Raw genomic sequence first — 17,855 nt, forward strand, 5'->3', positions numbered from 1 at the left:
CACCGGTCGCCGGACCGGCTACACGGCCGGCGGCGGGCCTGCCACCGGCGGGCGTCGGGCGGGCGGGCTCGGTGGTCTCCGGGCCGGGACGAGCCGGTGGCACGGCATCCGGCCGGCGCAGCGGCGGCACGGCGTCCGCCCGACCGGTCGGAGCGGGGACGTGCGGGCGACGGCCGGCCGGGGCGCCGGGCACCGGCGGACCGGCGGGCGCACCGGGCGGGACCGCCCCCGGAGCAGAGCGGGCCGGTCCAACCGGAGCGCCGGACGTCGAGCGGGCGCCGGGAGGACCCGCCGGACCGCCGGACGTCGGGTGCGGGCCGGGAGGTCCCGCCGGCTCAGCGGCGGCGGGACGGGCTGCGGGGGGCGGTGCGGCAGAGCGGGCACCGGGCGCCGCGCCGCGCCGTGCCGGCTCACCGGCTGCGGGCGCACCCGCGACCGGGGGCCGGTCGGCGGGGTTGCGGGGCGGCGGCGGGGTCTCGCCCGGCCACGGACCATCCACGGGACGGCGCGCGGCGGCGCCCTCCGGGTCACCACGTCGTACACCAGGGGGCGGCGCCGGGGCGGCACCGCGCGGGCCGGCGGGCTCCGCCGCAGCGCCCTCGGGGCCGAGTTCCGTACGCTGCTGCTTGGCCGAGCGCAGGTCGTCGATCCAGCCGAACTCCTCACCCGACACCGGCTCCTCCGGCTCGGCCTCGGCTCGGCCCCGACCCCAGCGGCGGCCCTTCGGACGGGTATCGCGCCGCTCGTCCGGGCTCTCGTCCGGGCGGTCCCCACCACGCGATTTCACTGTTGACCCTCTCCTGCGGCGTCGGTGCCGCTGTCCTGCGTCGATCCGGATCCGCCCGGGTCCGTCGTCGGGCGATCGTTCTCGCCAGCAGGCGCTGGCGCGGTCCGCTCCGTTACGCGCTGCCCGGCATTCGCGGTCTCCGGACGGACCGCCGGGGCGGGCAGCCCGCGCACGATGCGGCGCAGCAGCGGCAGCCGGGTGGCCACCGACCGCTCCGCCCCGTGCGGGCTCGGCTGGTAGTAGTCGGTGCCCACGAGGTCGTCGGGAAGGTACTGCTGGGTGACCACGCCCCGCTTGTCGTCGTGCGGGTAGCGGTAGCCGGTCCCGTGGCCCAGCCCCCGGGCGCCTGCGTAGTGCGCGTCGCGCAGACCGCGGGGCACCGGACCACCCCGGCCGGCCCGTACGTCGGCGATCGCGGCGCCGATGGCTGTGGTGGCCGAGTTGGACTTGGGTGCGGTGGCCAGGTGGATCACCGCCTGGGCCAGGTTGAGCTGCGCCTCGGGCAACCCCACGTACTCGACCGCGTGCGCGGCGGCGGTGGCCACGCTCAACGCGTCGGGGTCGGCCATGCCGACGTCCTCGCTGGCGAAGATGACAAGCCGGCGGGCGATGAACCGGGCGTCCTCGCCGGCGACAAGCATCCGGGCCAGCCAGTGCACGGCGGCGTCCACGTCCGAGCCGCGCATGCTCTTGATGAACGCGCTGACCACGTCGTAGTGGGCGTCGCCGTCGCGGTCGTAGCGCACCGCGGCCACGTCGACGGCCTGCTCGGCGGTGGCGAGGTCGATCCGGCCGGTGCCGAGCGCCGTGGCCGAGGCGGCCGCCGCCTCCAACGCGGTCAGCGCCTTGCGGACGTCGCCGGAGGCGAGGCGTACCAGGTGGTCCTCGGCGTCGGTGGTCACGGTGAGCGCGCCACCGAGGCCGCGCTCGTCGGCGGCCGCGCGGCGCAGCAGGCCCCGGACCGCCTCGTCGTCGAGCGGTTGCAGGGTGAGCAGCACGCACCGGGACAGCAGCGGCGAGATGACCGAGAAGTACGGGTTTTCCGTGGTGGCCGCCAGCAACGTGACCGTGCGGTTCTCGACGGCGGCGAGCAGTGAATCCTGCTGCGTCTTGCTGAACCGGTGCACCTCGTCGATGAACAGCACGGTCTGCGGGCCGCCTGCGCGGCGCTGACGGCGGGCCGTCTCGATGACCGCGCGGACGTCCTTGACCCCGGCGGAGAGCGCCGACATGGCCACGAACCGGCGGTCGGTGGCCGCGGCGACGAGGTGCGCGACGGTGGTCTTGCCGCTGCCCGGAGGTCCCCAGAGGATGACCGACATCGGCGCGCCGCCGGAGACCAGTTGCCGCAGCGGAGCCCCGGGGGCGAGCAGGTGGTCCTGCCCGACCAACTCGTCGAGGGTCGTCGGGCGCATCCGGACGGGTAGGGGCGAATCGTCAGCTACCGGAGTGAACCCGTCGACACCAACGGGACCGGCGGGCGCGTCACGCGGCCCGGCGGGGGCACCGAGGGAGAAGAGGGCGTCGGACTCCATCACGAAGACAGTACCGGGCCGGGCCCACGGCGCCTGAATCGCGCCGTGGGCCCGCCACCGGTGATCGCTTCCGGTCAGCCGCGGCCGGGGCGACGACCCCGGTACCAGCGGCCGCCGCCACCGCCGCGCGGGCCGCTGCCCACACCGGCCAGGTAGAGCGAGAGCAGGAGCAATCCGATGAGCACGAGAGTGTTCCAGTTGAACAGGTCCGGCGCTCCGAAGTCGGTGCCGAGCAGGTCGAGAAGCAGGGCGAAGCCAAAGACGATGGCCGCGAGAATGGCGAGCATGTCGGTCCTCCGGTGGGGGTTCCCAGTAGGTCGGCGCGTGATGTACCCAATCGGTCGACTCGTCAATCTCCACCGTGGATCGGGTGCGCGCCGCCGGCCCGACGCGGCCGTTCGCCCCGCGGCTCCTAGGCTGGTCCGCATGATCATCGACGACCAGGTGCTCCACGGTCGGGCCGCCGTCCTGGCCGCCGCCGGTCACCACCCGTTCGCCAGGCACGCACTCGGTGGCCGCGCGTCGGCGCGCGGCTACCGGCGCGACGGCGCCGTGCTGTGGTTGGTGCCGCCCGAGCACGGGCCGGCCGGATGTGCGATCGGCCCGGCCGGCCCGGCGATCGAGATGTGTGCCGCGCTCGTCGCCGCCGGGACGTTGCGTCCGGGCCAGCGGCTGCACCTGCCACGGCACGACCGCGAGCTGCTGTCCGACCGGCTGCCGGTGACCGAGCACAGCGACTGGGTCTTCCACTGGACCGCCACCCCGCCACCGCCCCAGGCGGACGAGGAGAGGGTCGTACGCCTCACCGACGCCGACCGCCCCGCCATGGAGGCGCTCGTCGACGAGGCGTTCCCGAGCACCACCTCACGCCCGGGCGATCCACGGGTGGTGGACTGGTACGGCATCCGGGCCGGCGACCGGCTGGTGGCGTGCGGGGCGGACCGCAGCCAGGGCGAGATCGGTTTCCTCGCCGGCCTGACCGTGGCCCCCGACCTGCGGGGGCGGGGGCTCGGTGCGGCGCTGACCGCCGGGATGACCCGTGCCCTGCTGGCCCGCTTCGACACCGTGGGGCTCGGCGTCTATCCGAGCAACGTCGGTGCGGTGCGGCTCTACCGTCGGCTCGGCTTCACCGACACCCTCGCGCTCAGCTCGTTCCGCCTCGGGTGACGCGCAAAGGGCCGCCTGTCGACAACAGGCGGCCCTCCCCTCACCTGTCGGCGGCCGGTACCGCGACCGGGGTCGGCTCGGCGGCGGACTCCTGCCGCCGGCCCGCCCGCCAGGCGGGCAGGTAGAGCGGGGCGGCGACGGCGAGCACGATCGCGCCGACCACCATCGCGGTGCCGACGCTGGTGGCGGCGGCAAGTGCGGTCAGCACCACCCCGCCGAGCGCGGCGCCCGGCTGGGCCACCATCGAGTTGAGGGAGAGCACGCTGGTCCGGTACGGCCCGTCGACCTGCCGGTGCAACAGGGCACTGTGCAGCGGGTTCGACGCGCCGTGCACGGCGTAACAGGCCAGGTAGGCCACGAGCACCCCGACCGGCCCGGCGAGCAGGCCCATCCCGACGACCGTGACTCCCTGCACGATGCGCAGCAGGGCCGCGCCCGGGGCGGCCCCGAACCAGCGCAGCAGCAGTGGGGTCAGGGCCGCGCCGGCGGCCGAGGCGAGCCAGGCGGCCGAGCTGGCCGGTCCGAGGAGCGCGGCGGCGCGTTCCGGGTCGCCGATCACCTCGGCGAGCCGCACCGGCAGCAGAGACTCGAAGGTGATCATGCCGAAGCCCCAGAACAGCTCCACCGCCACCAGGGCCAGCAGCACCCGGGAGCGACGCAGCAGCCCGACCGCCTGACCGATCATCCGGGGTGCCTCGAGCACCGAGGCCCGCAGCGCCACGAATCCGGTGGCTGGCCGTTCCTCGACAAGCAGGACGAGCAGCGCGACAAGCGCCACGGCCTGGGCGACGATGGCGACCAGCACGGGCACGGTGAGCGCACTGACCGGCCCGATCGGGCCGAGCGCCACCAGGCCACCGCTGAGCAGCGCCCCGGCCGCGATGGCCGCGCCGATGACGGTGCCGGCGTACCCGAGGCCCTTCTCGTACTCGGCCTGCGGGTCGGCGGCAAGGGTGGCATCGACGTACCAGGACTCCAACGGGCCGCTGTCCAGCGCCCGGTAGACGCCTTGCAGGGCCCAGACCAGGAAGAACAGCGCAAACGAGTCGGCCACCGCGAACAGCGCGAGCGAGGCGAGGTTGAGCACGCCGGCGGCGAGGAGCACCGGTCGACGGCCGAGAGCGTCGGCCAGCCCACCGGTGGGCAGCTCCAGCGCGAGCACCAGCAGCCCCTGCGCGGTGAAGGTCAGGCCGATCTGCGGCAGCGACAGGCCACGCTCCTGCATGAGCAGGATCGTCACCGGGATCATCAGACCGGTCGGCAGCCAGCGCAGGCCGTACAACGTGAGGTAACGACGGCGAACCTGGCGTACGGTCAGCGCGCTCATCGGGGACCGTCCAGCAGCGGGTAGGCCGCCAGGAACACCTGCACCTGGCGAGCCTCCGGGTCAACCGCGTCGGCGGCCCCGGCCTCGCGGTTGTACCGCTCCAGCACCTGCCACACCTCCGCCTTGAGCGCCTCCAGCCGGTCCGGCGGGATGGTCATGAAGACGTCGCCCATGCCGAGGGCGTCCCGCCAGGCGGGGGCCCACTCGTGCTGGGTGGCGAACCAGCGCTCAGCGTGCTCGACAAGGAGGCGCACCTGGTCGCCCTGGATCCATTCGATCGCGGCACGGGCGTCGGGGTCGTCGTCGAAGTCGCTCGGCTCCCAGCTGGTGACGTCGTGCGCGGCCTGCCACCAGCGCTGCCGTCCGCTGCCCCGCTCGGGATCCTCGGTGACGAGCCCGACCTCGGCGAGTTGCCGCAGGTGGTAGCTGGTCGCGCCGGTGTTGGTGCCGAGCAGCTCGGCGAGGGTGGTGGCGGTGGCGGGCCCGTGTACGCGCAGGGCGCCGACCAGCCGCATCCGCAGTGGGTGCGCGAGCACCCGGACCTGCCGCTTGTCGATCCGTACCTCGCGCGGGGCCGGCCGCGGGGTCGCTTCGTCATTGGCCATGACTGCACACTATCTCTGCACACTTCTTGTGCACAAGAGTCATGCACAAGAAGTGTGCATGGGTCAGGCCAAGAGCTCCCGCACCCCCCGCAACCTCGTCCGCAGCAGGTTCGCGGCACGCGCGCAGTCCAGACGTACGTCGGTGGGGCCGGCCTGCCCGGCGGCGGCGCTGGTGGTGGTCTTCAGCCCGGCCGCGTCCAACCCGAAGTGTCGGGCCACCAGCAGACCCAGTTCGGCACGGCTGACCGCGTCCGCTCCAGCCACGTTGAGCGGGCCGGCGTCATCGCCGCCGACCAGTTCCAGCACGGCGTCGGCCAGGTCGGTGACGTCGATCGGACAACGGATCATGTCGCTGAACAGGACCGCCCGGCCGGCGAGGGCCTCCCGGCAGAGCTGGATCTGCTTGCTGCCCTCCCCCAGGATCAGCGACGTACGCACCAGTGCCGCGCCCGGGTCGATCGCGCGAACGGCGGTCTCGGCGGCCGCCTTCGCGGCACCGTACGCGTTCATCGGGGTGGGCGCGTCGTCGTCGGCGTACGGCGTGGGACGGCCGGCGTGCAGCGCGTCACTCGACACGTGCACCAGCCGGGCGCCCACCTCGGCGGCGGCGAGGGCCACGTGCGCTGCCCCGTCGGCGGTGACCGCCCAGTCCCCGTACCGGTAAGGGGTCCCCACCACTGCGTCCGGAAGCACCTGCGCGACGAGCGCACGCACGGCGGACCGGTCGGTCACGTCCAGCCGACGCGCGTCGACGCCCGGCACGGCGATGTCACCGGAGTGGAAGGTCCCCACCACCGAGAACCCGCCGTGAACGGCCCGCCGACAGACCTCCCGCCCCAGAAACCCGCTGCCCCCGACGACAAGCACCCGCATCCCCACCACTCCCCCGCAGACGATCAAGAGGTTGCGTCATCTCGCCGGGCGAGCATGACGCAAACCTCTTGATCAACCAAGCAGGGCGCGGGGGGTCAGACCGGGTCTGCCACCGGGGCGGCGGGGCCGGCGGTGCCGGCGTGGGGGGTGGCTGCAGGCTTGGGCTTGGCGTCGATGCCGGCCTCGGCGCGCTGCTGGCCGGTGATCGGCGTCGGCGCGCCGGTCAGCGGGTCGAAGCCACCCCGGGTCTTCGGGAAGGCGATGACCTCACGGATCGAGTCGGCGCCGGCGAGCAGCATGCAGACCCGGTCCCAGCCGAAGGCGATGCCGCCGTGCGGCGGGGCGCCGTACTTGAACGCCTCCAGCAGGAAGCCGAACTTGTCCTGCGCCTCCTCGGGAGTGATGCCGAGCAGGTCGAAGACCCGCTTCTGCACGTCACCCCTGTGGATACGGATCGACCCGCCGCCGATCTCGTTGCCGTTGCAGACGATGTCGTACGCGTACGCGAGGGCCCGGTCCGGCGCCTCCTCGAACCGGTCCACCCACTCGGCGTTCGGCGACGTGAACGGGTGGTGCACGGCCGTCCAGCCGCCCTCGTCGGTCTTCTCGAACATCGGCGCGTCGACCACCCAGCAGAACGCCCAGGCGCTCTCGTCGACCAGGCCGGTCCGCTTGGCGATCTCCACGCGGGCCGCACCCAGCAGCTCCTGCGCCTCCCGCGTGTTGGTGCTGGCGGCGAAGAAGACCGCGTCGCCCGGCTTGGCCCCTACCGCGTCGGCGAGGCCACCCAGGTGCTCGGCGGAGAGGTTCTTCGCCACCGGGCCGCGTGCCTCGCCGGTCTCGGCGTCCAGCACCACGTACGCCAGGCCCCGCGCGCCGCGCGCCTTGGCCCAGTCCTGCCAGCCGTCCAGCTCCTTGCGGGTCTGCGACGCACCACCAGGCATGACGACCGCGCCGACGTAGCCACCCGCGTCGATCGCCCCGGCGAACACCCGGAACTCGGTGCCGCGCAGGTACCCGGTCAGCTCGGTCAGCTCCACGCCGTACCGCAGGTCCGGCTTGTCCGAGCCGTACCGGGCCATCGCGTCGTGCCAGGTGATCCGCGGGATGGGCCTGGTGATCTCGTGCCCGGCCAGGTCCTTCCAGAGCGCCGAGACGATCGCCTCGCCGAGGTCGATCACGTCGTCCTCGGTGACGAAGGACATCTCGATGTCGAGCTGGGTGAACTCCGGCTGCCGGTCGGCGCGGAAGTCCTCGTCGCGGTAGCAGCGGGCGATCTGGTAGTACCGCTCCATGCCGCCGACCATCAGCAGCTGCTTGAACAGCTGCGGCGACTGCGGCAACGCGTACCAGCTGCCCGGCTGCAGGCGCACCGGCACCAGGAAGTCCCGGGCACCCTCGGGCGTCGAACGGGTGAGCGTCGGCGTCTCGATCTCCAGGAAGTCCCGCTCGTGCAGCACACCCCGGGCGAGCTGACTGGCCCGCGACCGCAGCCGCAGCGCGTTCGCCGGCCCACTGCGACGCAGGTCCAGGTAGCGGTACTTGAGCCGGATGTCGTCACCGGCCTCGACCTGGTCGTCCACCGGCAGCGGCAGCGGGGCCGCCTCGGAGAGCACCTCCAGCTCGGCGGCGGTCACCTCGACCTCGCCGGTGGGCAGCTCCGGGTTCTCGTTGCCGTCCGGCCGGCGGGTCACCTCACCGACGACCTTCACGCAGAACTCGTTGCGCAGCGCGTGCGCGTCCTCCTCGCGGAACACCACCTGGACCACGCCGGAACCGTCGCGCAGGTCGACGAAGATGACGCCGCCGTGGTCACGCCGGCGGGCCACCCACCCGGCGAGCGTCACCGTCGTGCCGGCGTCCGTCGCGCGCAAGCTGCCGGCATCATGGGTACGGATCACGACGTGCGTCTCCTCATCTGCGGTGCGGTCTGCCTCCGCATTCTGTCAGGAGTGCCGGAAACCGTCCGCGCCACCCGTCGACCCGGTCCGTCGATCCGGGCGGCTCGACGGGCGGCGCGGCCGGTCGGTGCGCGTCAGTTGTCCGGGATGTTCCAGGCCGTGGCACGGATGACGACCGTCCGGTCGTTGTTTATCGAAATGACCTCCATGAGCACCATCCGCCACTCGTCACGTCGTTCCCGGGCGGCGGCGTAGTTGGTGCTGAGGCAGAGCCACGCCCCCTTGCGCAGGGGCACCTCGGCCCCCTCGGCGATCGGAGACGAGCGGATGGCGTTGTAGCACTCGCCCGGCTTCATCGCCGCCGTCGTCTCACTGCCTTCCACCCCGTCGCTCAACGTGATGTTGGGAGTACCACCCTGACAGCCGGGATCGAGGCTGAACTCCCATCCGTTCGTCCCCACGTTCGCCCGGGGTTCGTCGAGGTCGACGCGCATCTTCGTGAAGCAGTCCCCCGGCCTCAGCGTCAGGCTCTGGTTCTCGTACTCCACCTCGTAGACGGCCGTTTCGGGGATGTCCGGCGGGGTTCCGGGGTCACGCGGCGAATCCTCCGGTATCGGGGACGTCTGCGGTGCGTCGCTCGGCGGGGCCGGGTCGGAGGGCGCCGGAACGCCGCCGGTGGAGCCGACCGGCCCCCGCGCGGACGCGATGTCCCGCGCGGTCTGCGCCTGGTCCAACGCGCGCCAGGACAGGATGGCGGACCCGAGGGACACCAGCAGCGCCAGGGCTGCCACGGCGATCACCACGAGATTCAGCCGGCCGCGCCGCGCGCCGGACGCCGGCGGGTCAGCCGGCCCGGGGGCCGCCGGAAACGACGGCGGTGGGCCACCACCCGGCGGCGGTGCGGTGCCGCCCGGAAACGACTGTGCCGCCCCACCGACCGGCGGGGGTCCGCCGCGACCCGGCGGTGGTGCTGTGCTGCCACCCAGGAGCGGCGGCGGGCCGCCGCCCGGAGGGGGTGACGGTGCGGCGCCGCCGCCCGGAGGGGGTGACGGTGCGGCGCCACCCGCAGGGGGCGGGGGTGGGGTGGGGGCGGGCTGCTCTGCGCGCGGATCGGGTTGGCTCACCGCTAGAACCTCCTGCATCGGCAGAAGTCAACGTCGGATAGGAGTTCGGCTCGGGATCGGCACGTTATCAGTAACTCGCCACTGCTCGGGAGAGAGTATTCTTCGCCGACGCGATCTGACCGAAGGCCGTCAGATATCAGCGGCCCGGTCCCGACGTCACTGGTGGAGTGGTAGATGCCGGATATGCAGGATTCGAGCCAGGCACCGACGCCAATGCCCGCCCGTCGCGGCGCGCAGACGGTCGTCGTTCTCACGGCGCTCGGGGTGCTCATCGCGGCGGCCTCCCTGGCCGTGACCGTCTTCGACTGGAAGGTCGGGCCGGACGGGCCGGCGACGAGCGCGTCGAGCCCCGGGAGCGCGCCGACGACGCCGTCACCGGCCAGCTCGGTCGGGAGCGCGTCGCCGACCCCGGCCCCCGTGTCGTCCGTCCGGCTGGACACCCTGGCCGTCGAGGCCGGGGCGGCCAATCTCGGGAAACTGCCGCGTCAACTCACCGGCCAGCCCGGGTACGACCGTCCGGTCGTCATCGACTGCCCGAAGAATGCCGGCCCGGACAAACAACGCGACGTCACGTATCGGCTCCAGCGCCGATATCTCGATCTCACCTCGACCGTACGACCATTCTTCTCGTCTACCGACGATCGCGACGGCATCGTTCTCGTCTATGCGCAGGTGGGGATTCGCCAGCGGGATGGGACGATCACCCGAGTGACCCGGGGGCAGCAGTTCGACGCGCGCATGGACAATCCGCAGAAGCTCGTCGCCGATGTGGAGGGGGCCGACGAGCTGACGCTGCGGGTGCAGTGCCAGTATCCGGGCGGGTCTGTCGTTCTCACCGACGCCACGGTCAGCGCGGGCTGACAGCCGGGGCGAATCCGATTCAACCGACCGTCTCGCCAGTTACCGTGGCGAAATGCGCGCCGTACCGAACTGGGCCGTCGCCACGGCGGCGGCCGCGCCCGTGCTGCTGGTGGGGGGTTGGACAGTCGCGCAGGCTCGCCAACCCGCCGGGTACGACCCGATCCGGGACACGATCAGCGAGCTGGCGGGGCAGGACGCCACCGACGCCTGGATCATGATCGTGGCCCTGGTGCTGCTCGGCTGCTGTTACGTGTCGGTTGCCGCGGTGCTGCACGCGGCCGGCCTGCCCAGCCGGTTTCTGCTCGCGGTCGGCGGGGTGGCCACCGTCGCGCTCGTGGCCTTTCCCCGGCCGCCGGTGGGTGGTTCGCTCAGTCACGGCATCGCGGCGACGGTGGCGGTGCTGGCGCTCGCGCTGTGGCCGGCCGGGTCGGCGTTGCGGCTGCCGCGCGGCCCGGACACCGCGCATCCGGATGCTCCGCAGCCGCCGTGGGCGTTCCGCCGGACCGTGGGGCTGAGTGCCACAGTGGTGCTGCTCGCCCTGTTCGGCTGGTCGGCGTTCGAGGTGACAAGTGGATCGCGGACGGGGCTGGCGGAGCGGGTGACGGCGGTGGCCGTGTCGCTCTGGCCACTGCTGGCGGTGCTGTCGGCCCGGCGGGCGCACCTGGCATCGACGGCAGCCGTCACAGCTGTCGGGCCGGCCCTGCCCGGTGTCGTACCCCCGGATCCTCTGCGGCCCGCGGACGGCCCCGACGGCCTCGCGTGAACCGGGCCACGGACGCGACGCGGGCCGCCGGAGTGTTCCGGCGGCCCGCGTGCGGTGGATCGATCAGAAGACGCTGACGCCGTAGCGGCTCAGGGCCTCGGTGACCGGCTGGAAGTAGGTGGTGCCACCGGAGGAGCAGTTGCCGCTGCCGCCGGAGGTCATGCCCAGGGCGGTGCTGCCGGAGAAGAGCGAACCGCCGCTGTCGCCCGGCTCGGCGCAGACGTTGGTGCGGATCAGGCCGGAGACCGAGCCCTCGGCGTAGTTCACCGTGGCGTTGGTCGCGTTCACCGAGCCGCTGCGCAGGCCGGTGGTGCTGCCGGAGCGCTGCACCGACTGGCCGACGGAGGCGTTTCCGGAGCCGGTGATGTCGCGGTAGCTGCCGTTGTAGAGGTAGACGTTGCCGGCCGCGTTGGCGGAGTTGCTGTGCCGCACGATGCCGTAGTCGTTGCCCGGGAAGCTGGTGCCGGTACGGGTGCCGATCAGCGAGGTCTGGCCGGAGTTCGAGTACCAGCTCGACGAGATGTTGGTGCAGTGCCCGGCGGTCACGAAGTAGTAGGTGCTGCCGCTGCGCACGTTGAAGCCGAGCGAGCAGCGCCCGCCGCCACCGGCGTAGATGGCCTGGCCACCGGAGATCCGGGTGCTCAGCACGCCGGCCTCGGCCTCGACCCGCACCGCGCCGTTGGCCCGCGCGGCGGCGGCCTTCACCCGCTCCAGCTTCGCACCGGTGACGGTGCTGTCGACGGAGACGACGACCTGGTTGGTGACCGGGTCGCTCCACCAGGCGGTGCCCGGGATCTTCGCGGAGCGCTCCAGCTCTGCGGTGGCCCGGTTCAGCTCGGCGGCGCCGCGGGTCACGTACTTGACGGTGGCGCCGGCCTTGCTCGCCTTGCGGGCGGCGGCGGCGTCGGTCACGGTGACGACGGACCGGCCGCTGGCGTCGATGTACGAGCCGGCGGACTTGTCACCGAGCTGAGCGGAGAGGGCGGCAGCGGCGTCGGGCGAGGCTGCGGGGGCAGCCTGGGCGGGTGCGCCGATGAGCGTGCCGACGACCAGGCTTCCGGCCACGGCGACGGTGGCCGCAACACGGAACGAGGACCTCGTGGGTCGCATGTAACAAACCTCCTGGGCGGGGGATACGGGTCACGCCGGGGGCGGCCGACCCGAGGGCAACCCGGCCGATCAGGGGAAACCGGCCGGGTGAACTGAAGTATTCACATGCTTAAGATCATTAACAAGACTTGGATTCGCCCGGATTCGCCGATCCTCACCGGCCACATGCCCGCAACACCCCCGACACGCCCGCCGACACCGGCCGTCACACCGAACAGGCGCCGGATCCGTTTCGGACACGCATGAGCATCGATGTCCCAGCGGGTCACGCGACAAGCGGGCGCCGGTCCGCCCGGCGATAGGCCTCAGGGGGTACGGCGGTGGGCGCCCGGACCCGGGCGGGGCAGTACGTCGCGGGGCTCGCCCACCTCGTGCCCGTCGGCGCACCGCAGCGTGACGCGCACCTCGGCTCCGCAGTCGCGGTGCCCCACGCTCAACGGCGAGCCCTCCGGATCGGCGAGGTACCTGTCACCCCAGCCGAGCACGGCGACCAGCACCGGCCACAGGTCCAGGCCCTTCTCGGTCAGCCGGTACTCGTGGCGCAGCCGGCTGCCCGGCTCCCGGTACGGCTCGCGGCGCAGCACGCCCTGCCCCACCAGAGCGGTCAGCCGATTGGTCAGCACCTGACGAGGGATGCCGGTGCGCACCCGCATGTTGTCGAAGCGCCGGACGCCGTTGAACACCTCGCGGAGCACCACAAGCGTCCACCGCTCGCCGAGGATCGCCATCGCGCGCGTGATGGTGCAGTTGTCCACCGACCAGTCCAGTGCCGCGGGTCTCATCCGCCCAGGCTAGGTCTCATTGACAGACTCAGCAACGGGCTGCCACGCTGCGTCCATGACACAGACGCAGGAGCCGGCCCGCAGCCGTACCTTCACCTGGTCGGACCCGGCGACCAACGCCGCCCAGGTCGGTCGGCGCAGCGGCCTCGAGATGCTCCGCGCGATGATCGCCGGCGAACTGGCCGGGCCGCCGGTGATGAACCTGATCGACATGGGGCGGATGGAGGCCGACGAGGGCCGGGTCACCATCGAGCTGGTCCCGCAGGAGTTCCACTACAACCCACTGGGCACCGTCCACGGTGGTGTCATCTCGACACTGCTGGACACCGCCGCCGCCTGCGCCGTGCACACCACGCTTCCCGCCGGCGTCGGGTACACCTCACTGGACCTGAACGTGAAGTTCCTGCGCCCCGTCACGGTCGACAGCGGCACCCTGCGGTGCGAGGGCACAGTCCTGCAACGCGGTCGCCGCACAGCCCTGGCCGAAGCCCGCCTCACCAGCGCCGACAACCGCCTGGTAGCCCACGCCACAAGCACCTGCCTGATCCTCCCCCTCCCCTAACCCCCGCCACCCTCTCCCCGCGACCGGTTCCCGTGGTCGATCATGAAGTTATTGCCGTGACACGCCGACGCGAGTGACAACAACTTCATGATCAACGGGGGGTGGGGGCCCCGGGGGCGGGGCGGGGTGGGGTGGGTGGGGTTTAGCGGAGGGCCAGGCGGGCTGCTCGGGCGTCGCGCTTCTCCTCGAAGCGGCGGGCGGCGTTCTCCAGGGTCTCCAGCTGGGCGGCCAGCTGCTCGCGGGCCGCCTCGCCGTCGGCGTTCAGGCCTGTCACGTTGAACACGTCCCACTGGCGCAGCACCGGCTGGAGGACCTCGTCCCGGTGCTGGCGCAGGTCGTAGATCCCGGCCAGGGCGATCGCCACCGACTTGCGGGCGAAACCGTCGATGCCGTTGCCGGGCATCTGGAAGTCGGCCACCACGTCGGCGACGGCCCGCATGGCCTGGCTCGGGGCCAGCTCGAAGGCGGCGGCGAGCAGGTTGCGGTAGAAGACCATGTGCAGGTTCTCGTCGGCGGCGACGCGGGCCAGCAGCGCCTCGCAGACCGGGTCGCCGGTGGCCTTGCCGGTGTTGCGGTGCGAGATCCGGGTGGCCAGCTCCTGGAACGAGACGTACGCCAGCGAGTGCAGCACCTCGTCGTCGTGCGCGTTGACGTACCCGGCGGACATGTGCGTCATCCGGGCCCGCTCCAGCGCCACCGGGTCGACCGCCCGGCTGACCGTCAGGTAGTCACGGATGGCCGTCCCGTGCCGGCCCTCCTCGGCGGTCCACCGGTGCACCCACGTGCCCCACGCGCCGTCGCGGCCGAACAGGGTGGCGATCTCGTGGTGGTACGAGGGCAGGTTGTCCTCGGTCAGCAGGTTCACGATCAGCGCGGTGCGCGCCACGTCGGGGATGGTGGAGTCGGTGGGTGACCATGCCTCGCCGCCGAGCGGCCCGTCGAAGGTCCGCCCCTCGCTCCACGGCACGTACTCGTGCGGGAACCACTCCTTGGCCAGTGAGAGGTGGCGGTCGAGGTTGCGGGCAACCACCGGCTCCAACTCGACGAGGAGTGCGGTCTGGCTGAGTGTGGTGCTCATGGTCACGAGAAGCTCCCTACGGTGGCGTAACTTACGCTACCGTAGGTCCCTGCGGCCGTACGCGCCAGTCAGGAAGCTCAGCCAACCGTCGGAGTCAGGTCCTCGCGGGGCGGCATCCACTCCCCCGCGACGGCCGTGACCTGCTCACCCGAGCGGATGTCCTTCACCTCGTCCGGCGCGCCGTCGGCCCCCGGGAACCAGACGTACGGGATGCCCCGCCGCTCGGCGTAGCGGATCTGCTTGCCGAACTTCGCCGCGCTCGGCGACACCTCGGTGGGCACCCCGCGCCGCCGCAGCGCCTCCGCCACCCGGTTGCTTGCCGTACGCCGCTCCTCGCTGGTCACCGCCACCACCACGGCCGTCGGCACCTCCCGGGAAACCGGCAGCTGCCCCGCGCCGAAGAGCAGCCCGAGCAGCCGGGTCACCCCGATCGAGATGCCCACCCCGGGGTACGAGGTGGCGCCCGCGCTGGCCAGGTTGTCGTACCGGCCGCCGGAGCAGATCGAGCCGAACCGCTCGTAGCCGCGCAGCTGGGTCTCGTAGACGGTGCCGGTGTAGTAGTCCAGCCCGCGGGCGATGCGCAGGTCCGCCAGGCAGAGGCCGGGCGAGTGCTCGGCCGCGGTCTCCACCACCCGGACCAGTTCCTCGATGCCCTCGTCCAGCAGCGGGTCGGTGACCCCCAGCGCGCGGACGGCGTCGGCGAACGAGGCGTCCGGCGCGGAGATCTCGGCAAGCGCCAGACACGCCTTGGCCTGCGACTCGCTCGCCCCCGCGGTCTGCGCCAGCAGCTCGGCGACCTTCGCCGGGCCGATCTTGTCGAGCTTGTCCACGGTGCGCAGCGCCGCCTCCGGGTCGGTCAACCCGATGCCCCGGTAGAAGCCTTCGTTGATCTTGCGATTGTTGACCTGGATGGTCACCGGCGGGATCGGCAGCGAGCGCAGCGCGTCGCCGATCACCAGCGGCATCTCCGCCTCGTGGTGCGGCGCCAGAGTGTCCCTGTCGACGATGTCGATGTCGGCCTGGACGAACTCCCGGTAACGCCCCTCCTGCGGCCGCTCGCCGCGCCACACCTTCTGGATCTGGTAGCGGCGGAACGGGAAGGCCAGCTTGCCGGCGTTCTCCAGCACGTACCTGGCGAACGGCACGGTCAGGTCGAAGTGCAGCCCGAGCTGGTCGTCGCCGCCGCCCTCGGCGTCGGCGTGCAGCCGCCGGATCACGTAGACCTCCTTGGAGGTCTCCCCCTTGCGCAGGAGCTGATCGAGGGGCTCCACGGCGCGGGTCTCCAGCGGGGCGAAGCCGTACAGCTCGAAGGTCGCCCGGATCCTGTCGAGCACGAACTGCTCGACCATCCGCTGACCGGGGGTCCACTCCGGGAAACCGGAGATGGGCGTGGGCTTGCTCATCGGCGTACTCCTTGCGGTGCCGCGCCCACACGGCGCGGTGATGTCGTGGGTCCGCGCGCGGCGCGGACGAAGAACTAGAGGCCCCGGGTGGGCGCGGCCGGCGACGTGCCGGCCACCTCGACGAGGTACGGGTTGCTGGCGCGCTCGCGGCCGATCGTGGTGCTCGGGCCGTGGCCGGGCAGGACGACTGTGTCGTCGGCCAGCGGGAGGATCTTGTCGCGCAGGCTGGTGAGCATGGCCGGCATGCTCCCGCCCGGCAGGTCGGTGCGGCCGATCGAACCGGCGAAGAGCACGTCGCCGGAGAGGCAGATCTCGTCCGCCTCCCAGCCCGAGCCCGCGCCGGGCAGCCGGAACAGCACCGACCCGCCGGTATGGCCCGGGGCGTGGTCGACGGCGATCTCCAGGCCGGCCAGCGTCAGGGTGGCGCCGTCGGTCAGCTCCGCCACGTCCTCCGGCTCGGTGTAACTCAACCGGCCGCCGAAGAGTGACGTCAGGTCGGTGGACAGGCCCTTGGCGGGGTCGGCAAGCATCTCCCGGTCGCCGGGGTGCACGTACGCGGTGATGCCGCGCGCGCCACAGACCGGCGCGACCGAGAACGTGTGGTCGAGGTGGCCGTGGGTCAGCAGGACGGCGGCCGGATGCAGGCGGTGCTCGGCGAGCAACGCGTCGAGCTGGTCGAGCACCCCGATGCCGGGGTCGACCACCACGCACTGCTCCCCCGGCGCGGTCGCCACCACGTAGCAGTTGGTGCCGAAGGCGTCGGCGGGAAAGCCGGCCACGAGCACGGGCGCTGTCCTTCCGTCGAACTGTCGTCCTGCCCAGCAGCCTATCCGGCCGGCCGAACCGGTTTGTCGCGTCCGTCCCGCCCGCCCCGTCCGGCACAGTGACATCGCCCGATAAACGCTGCTCGCGGAGGGGTGGACCTCGTACACCACATTCCCAGTCGCTAGCCGTACACTCTGGCGGGCGTGTGGCGCGGCACACGTGACGCCCGGACGGGCCGGGACGCCCGGCCGCCGGCGACGACCTGGCGAAGGAGAGGGGAGCACCTGTGGCTTCCAGCAGGGACCGGCAGCGCAAACTGGCGCGTGCCAAGCTCGACCGACAGTTGGCCCGCCGGGCAGCCGCCACGCGGCGGCGTCGGCAGATCCAGGCCGGTGTCGGTGCCGCGCTGGTCCTCGTGCTGATCGTGGCCGGCTCGGCGTGGGCGCTGGGGGCGTTCGACTCCGACCCGAAGCAGAACACGGCCGCGGAGGACACCTGCCTCTGGACGCCGCAGGACGCGACGGCCAACACCAACCTCAAGGACGTCGGCACGCCGGAGACCAACGGCCTGCCGACCGCCGGCACCCGGGCGATGACCGTGACCACCAACCAAGGCGCGCCCATCACCGCCGAGCTGAACCTCGCCAACTCGCCGTGCGCGGCGGCGAGCATCGCCCACCTGGCGAGCCGGTCGTTCTACGACAACACCAAGTGCCACGAGATCACCGCCGACGGGGCGCTGCGCTGCGGCGACCCCAGCGGCACCGGCCTGGGCGGGCCCACCTACTCGTTCTACGACGAGGAGGTGCCGACCGTGCCCTCGGCGTCCCCGTCGGCCAGCCCGGCGCCCGGCCAGCCGCCCACGTACCCCAAGGGGACCGTGGCGATGATCTCCAACCCACCGGGCAGCAACGGCAGCCAGTTCCTGATCTTCTTCAAGGACTTCACCACCACCGACCCCAAGTACCCGGTGGTCGGCAAGGTCACCGGCGGTCTGGACGTGGTCGAGAAAATCGGCGCCCTGCCGACCGTGGACAATGGGACCGGGGCGAAGGTCAAGCCCAAGACCGATGTGGTGATCCAGAGCCTCACGGTCGGCGAGCCGGCCACCGGGGCGGCAGCGTCGCCGTCCGGCGCCCCGGCCAGCAGCCCGAGCGCCGGCTGACCGGTCGCACCACCCACCCGAGCGGCACCCGGAAACAGACAGCCAGG

17 protein-coding genes are annotated in these 17,855 nt (G+C 72.6%); 5 read left to right on the forward strand and 12 right to left on the reverse strand.

Translation table 11 applies throughout. From position 1 onward, the window contains the following. Nucleotides 1–783 precede the first annotated feature (783 nt). Nucleotides 784–2,322, reverse strand: coding sequence for a replication-associated recombination protein A (locus AB0N27_RS19095; protein WP_364371147.1), 1,539 nt, complete (start codon nucleotides 2,320–2,322; stop codon nucleotides 784–786). Between the two features lie 74 nt (nucleotides 2,323–2,396). Continuing rightward, complete coding sequence (locus AB0N27_RS19100) at nucleotides 2,397–2,609, reverse strand: hypothetical protein (RefSeq protein WP_124855015.1); 213 nt, start codon at nucleotides 2,607–2,609, stop codon at nucleotides 2,397–2,399. Between the two features lie 139 nt (nucleotides 2,610–2,748). On the opposite strand from AB0N27_RS19100, the gene AB0N27_RS19105 reads away from it, so the two are divergent. Beyond that, nucleotides 2,749–3,489, forward strand: a complete 741-nt coding sequence (locus AB0N27_RS19105) for an N-acetyltransferase (RefSeq protein ID WP_364371150.1) — start codon at nucleotides 2,749–2,751, stop codon at nucleotides 3,487–3,489. Nucleotides 3,490–3,529: 40 nt separating this feature from the next. Here the strand turns inward: AB0N27_RS19105 and AB0N27_RS19110 are convergent, their stop codons facing one another. From AB0N27_RS19110 to AB0N27_RS19130, 5 genes are all read right to left on the reverse strand, one after another. Then, nucleotides 3,530–4,816, reverse strand: coding sequence for an MFS transporter (locus AB0N27_RS19110; protein WP_364371153.1), 1,287 nt, complete (start codon nucleotides 4,814–4,816; stop codon nucleotides 3,530–3,532). Then, nucleotides 4,813–5,421 carry a helix-turn-helix domain-containing protein gene (locus tag AB0N27_RS19115; RefSeq protein ID WP_364371156.1) on the reverse strand — a complete coding sequence of 203 codons (609 nt, stop codon included), beginning with the start codon at nucleotides 5,419–5,421 and terminating at the stop codon, nucleotides 4,813–4,815. Before AB0N27_RS19115 ends, AB0N27_RS19110 begins: the two co-directional genes overlap by 4 nt. A gap of 63 nt (nucleotides 5,422–5,484) precedes the next feature. Next, a complete protein-coding gene (locus AB0N27_RS19120; RefSeq protein WP_364371159.1) occupies nucleotides 5,485–6,294 on the reverse strand; it encodes a sugar nucleotide-binding protein in 810 nt (269 codons plus the stop codon). Nucleotides 6,295–6,389: 95 nt separating this feature from the next. Beyond that, a complete protein-coding gene (gene aspS / locus AB0N27_RS19125; RefSeq protein WP_364371162.1) occupies nucleotides 6,390–8,195 on the reverse strand; it encodes an aspartate--tRNA ligase in 1,806 nt (601 codons plus the stop codon). 134 nt (nucleotides 8,196–8,329) lie between these two features. Continuing rightward, nucleotides 8,330–8,986, reverse strand: a complete 657-nt coding sequence (locus AB0N27_RS19130; protein ID WP_364371165.1) for a hypothetical protein — start codon at nucleotides 8,984–8,986, stop codon at nucleotides 8,330–8,332. Nucleotides 8,987–9,493: 507 nt separating this feature from the next. On the opposite strand from AB0N27_RS19130, the gene AB0N27_RS19135 reads away from it, so the two are divergent. Both AB0N27_RS19135 and AB0N27_RS19140 read left to right on the forward strand, forming a co-directional pair. Continuing rightward, nucleotides 9,494–10,180, forward strand: a complete 687-nt coding sequence (locus AB0N27_RS19135) for a hypothetical protein (RefSeq protein WP_364371168.1) — start codon at nucleotides 9,494–9,496, stop codon at nucleotides 10,178–10,180. Between the two features lie 52 nt (nucleotides 10,181–10,232). Beyond that, nucleotides 10,233–10,943, forward strand: coding sequence for a DUF998 domain-containing protein (locus tag AB0N27_RS19140; RefSeq protein ID WP_364371171.1), 711 nt, complete (start codon nucleotides 10,233–10,235; stop codon nucleotides 10,941–10,943). Between the two features lie 63 nt (nucleotides 10,944–11,006). On the opposite strand, the gene AB0N27_RS19145 is transcribed toward AB0N27_RS19140, so the two are convergent. After that, nucleotides 11,007–12,053: a S1 family peptidase gene (locus AB0N27_RS19145; protein ID WP_364371174.1), complete on the reverse strand. Its 1,047-nt coding sequence runs from the start codon at nucleotides 12,051–12,053 to the stop codon at nucleotides 11,007–11,009. 305 nt (nucleotides 12,054–12,358) lie between these two features. Then, on the reverse strand, nucleotides 12,359–12,835 hold the full coding sequence (locus AB0N27_RS19150; RefSeq protein WP_364371177.1) for a helix-turn-helix domain-containing protein: 477 nt from the start codon (nucleotides 12,833–12,835) through the stop codon (nucleotides 12,359–12,361). A 55-nt stretch (nucleotides 12,836–12,890) separates the two neighbouring features. Here AB0N27_RS19150 and AB0N27_RS19155 point away from each other — a divergent pair, with 55 nt between their 5' ends. Continuing rightward, complete coding sequence (locus AB0N27_RS19155) at nucleotides 12,891–13,397, forward strand: PaaI family thioesterase (protein WP_364371180.1); 507 nt, start codon at nucleotides 12,891–12,893, stop codon at nucleotides 13,395–13,397. Between the two features lie 142 nt (nucleotides 13,398–13,539). On the opposite strand, the gene AB0N27_RS19160 is transcribed toward AB0N27_RS19155, so the two are convergent. The 3 genes from AB0N27_RS19160 to AB0N27_RS19170 form a co-directional block, all read right to left on the reverse strand. Continuing rightward, nucleotides 13,540–14,475 (reverse strand): acyl-ACP desaturase, encoded by a 936-nt coding sequence (locus tag AB0N27_RS19160; RefSeq protein ID WP_364372107.1) that lies wholly within the window; start codon nucleotides 14,473–14,475, stop codon nucleotides 13,540–13,542. 77 nt (nucleotides 14,476–14,552) lie between these two features. Next, nucleotides 14,553–15,878: a histidine--tRNA ligase gene (gene hisS / locus AB0N27_RS19165; RefSeq protein ID WP_364371183.1), complete on the reverse strand. Its 1,326-nt coding sequence runs from the start codon at nucleotides 15,876–15,878 to the stop codon at nucleotides 14,553–14,555. 74 nt (nucleotides 15,879–15,952) lie between these two features. Next, on the reverse strand, nucleotides 15,953–16,663 hold the full coding sequence (locus AB0N27_RS19170; RefSeq protein WP_139587296.1) for an MBL fold metallo-hydrolase: 711 nt from the start codon (nucleotides 16,661–16,663) through the stop codon (nucleotides 15,953–15,955). 266 nt (nucleotides 16,664–16,929) lie between these two features. Between AB0N27_RS19170 and AB0N27_RS19175 the strand changes: the two genes are divergently transcribed. Continuing rightward, nucleotides 16,930–17,808 (forward strand): peptidylprolyl isomerase, encoded by an 879-nt coding sequence (locus tag AB0N27_RS19175; RefSeq protein ID WP_364371187.1) that lies wholly within the window; start codon nucleotides 16,930–16,932, stop codon nucleotides 17,806–17,808. Nucleotides 17,809–17,855 lie beyond the last annotated feature (47 nt).

Origin of the sequence: Micromonospora sp. NPDC093244, from assembly GCF_040683695.1 — a bacterium.
GTDB lineage: Bacteria > Actinomycetota > Actinomycetes > Mycobacteriales > Micromonosporaceae > Micromonospora.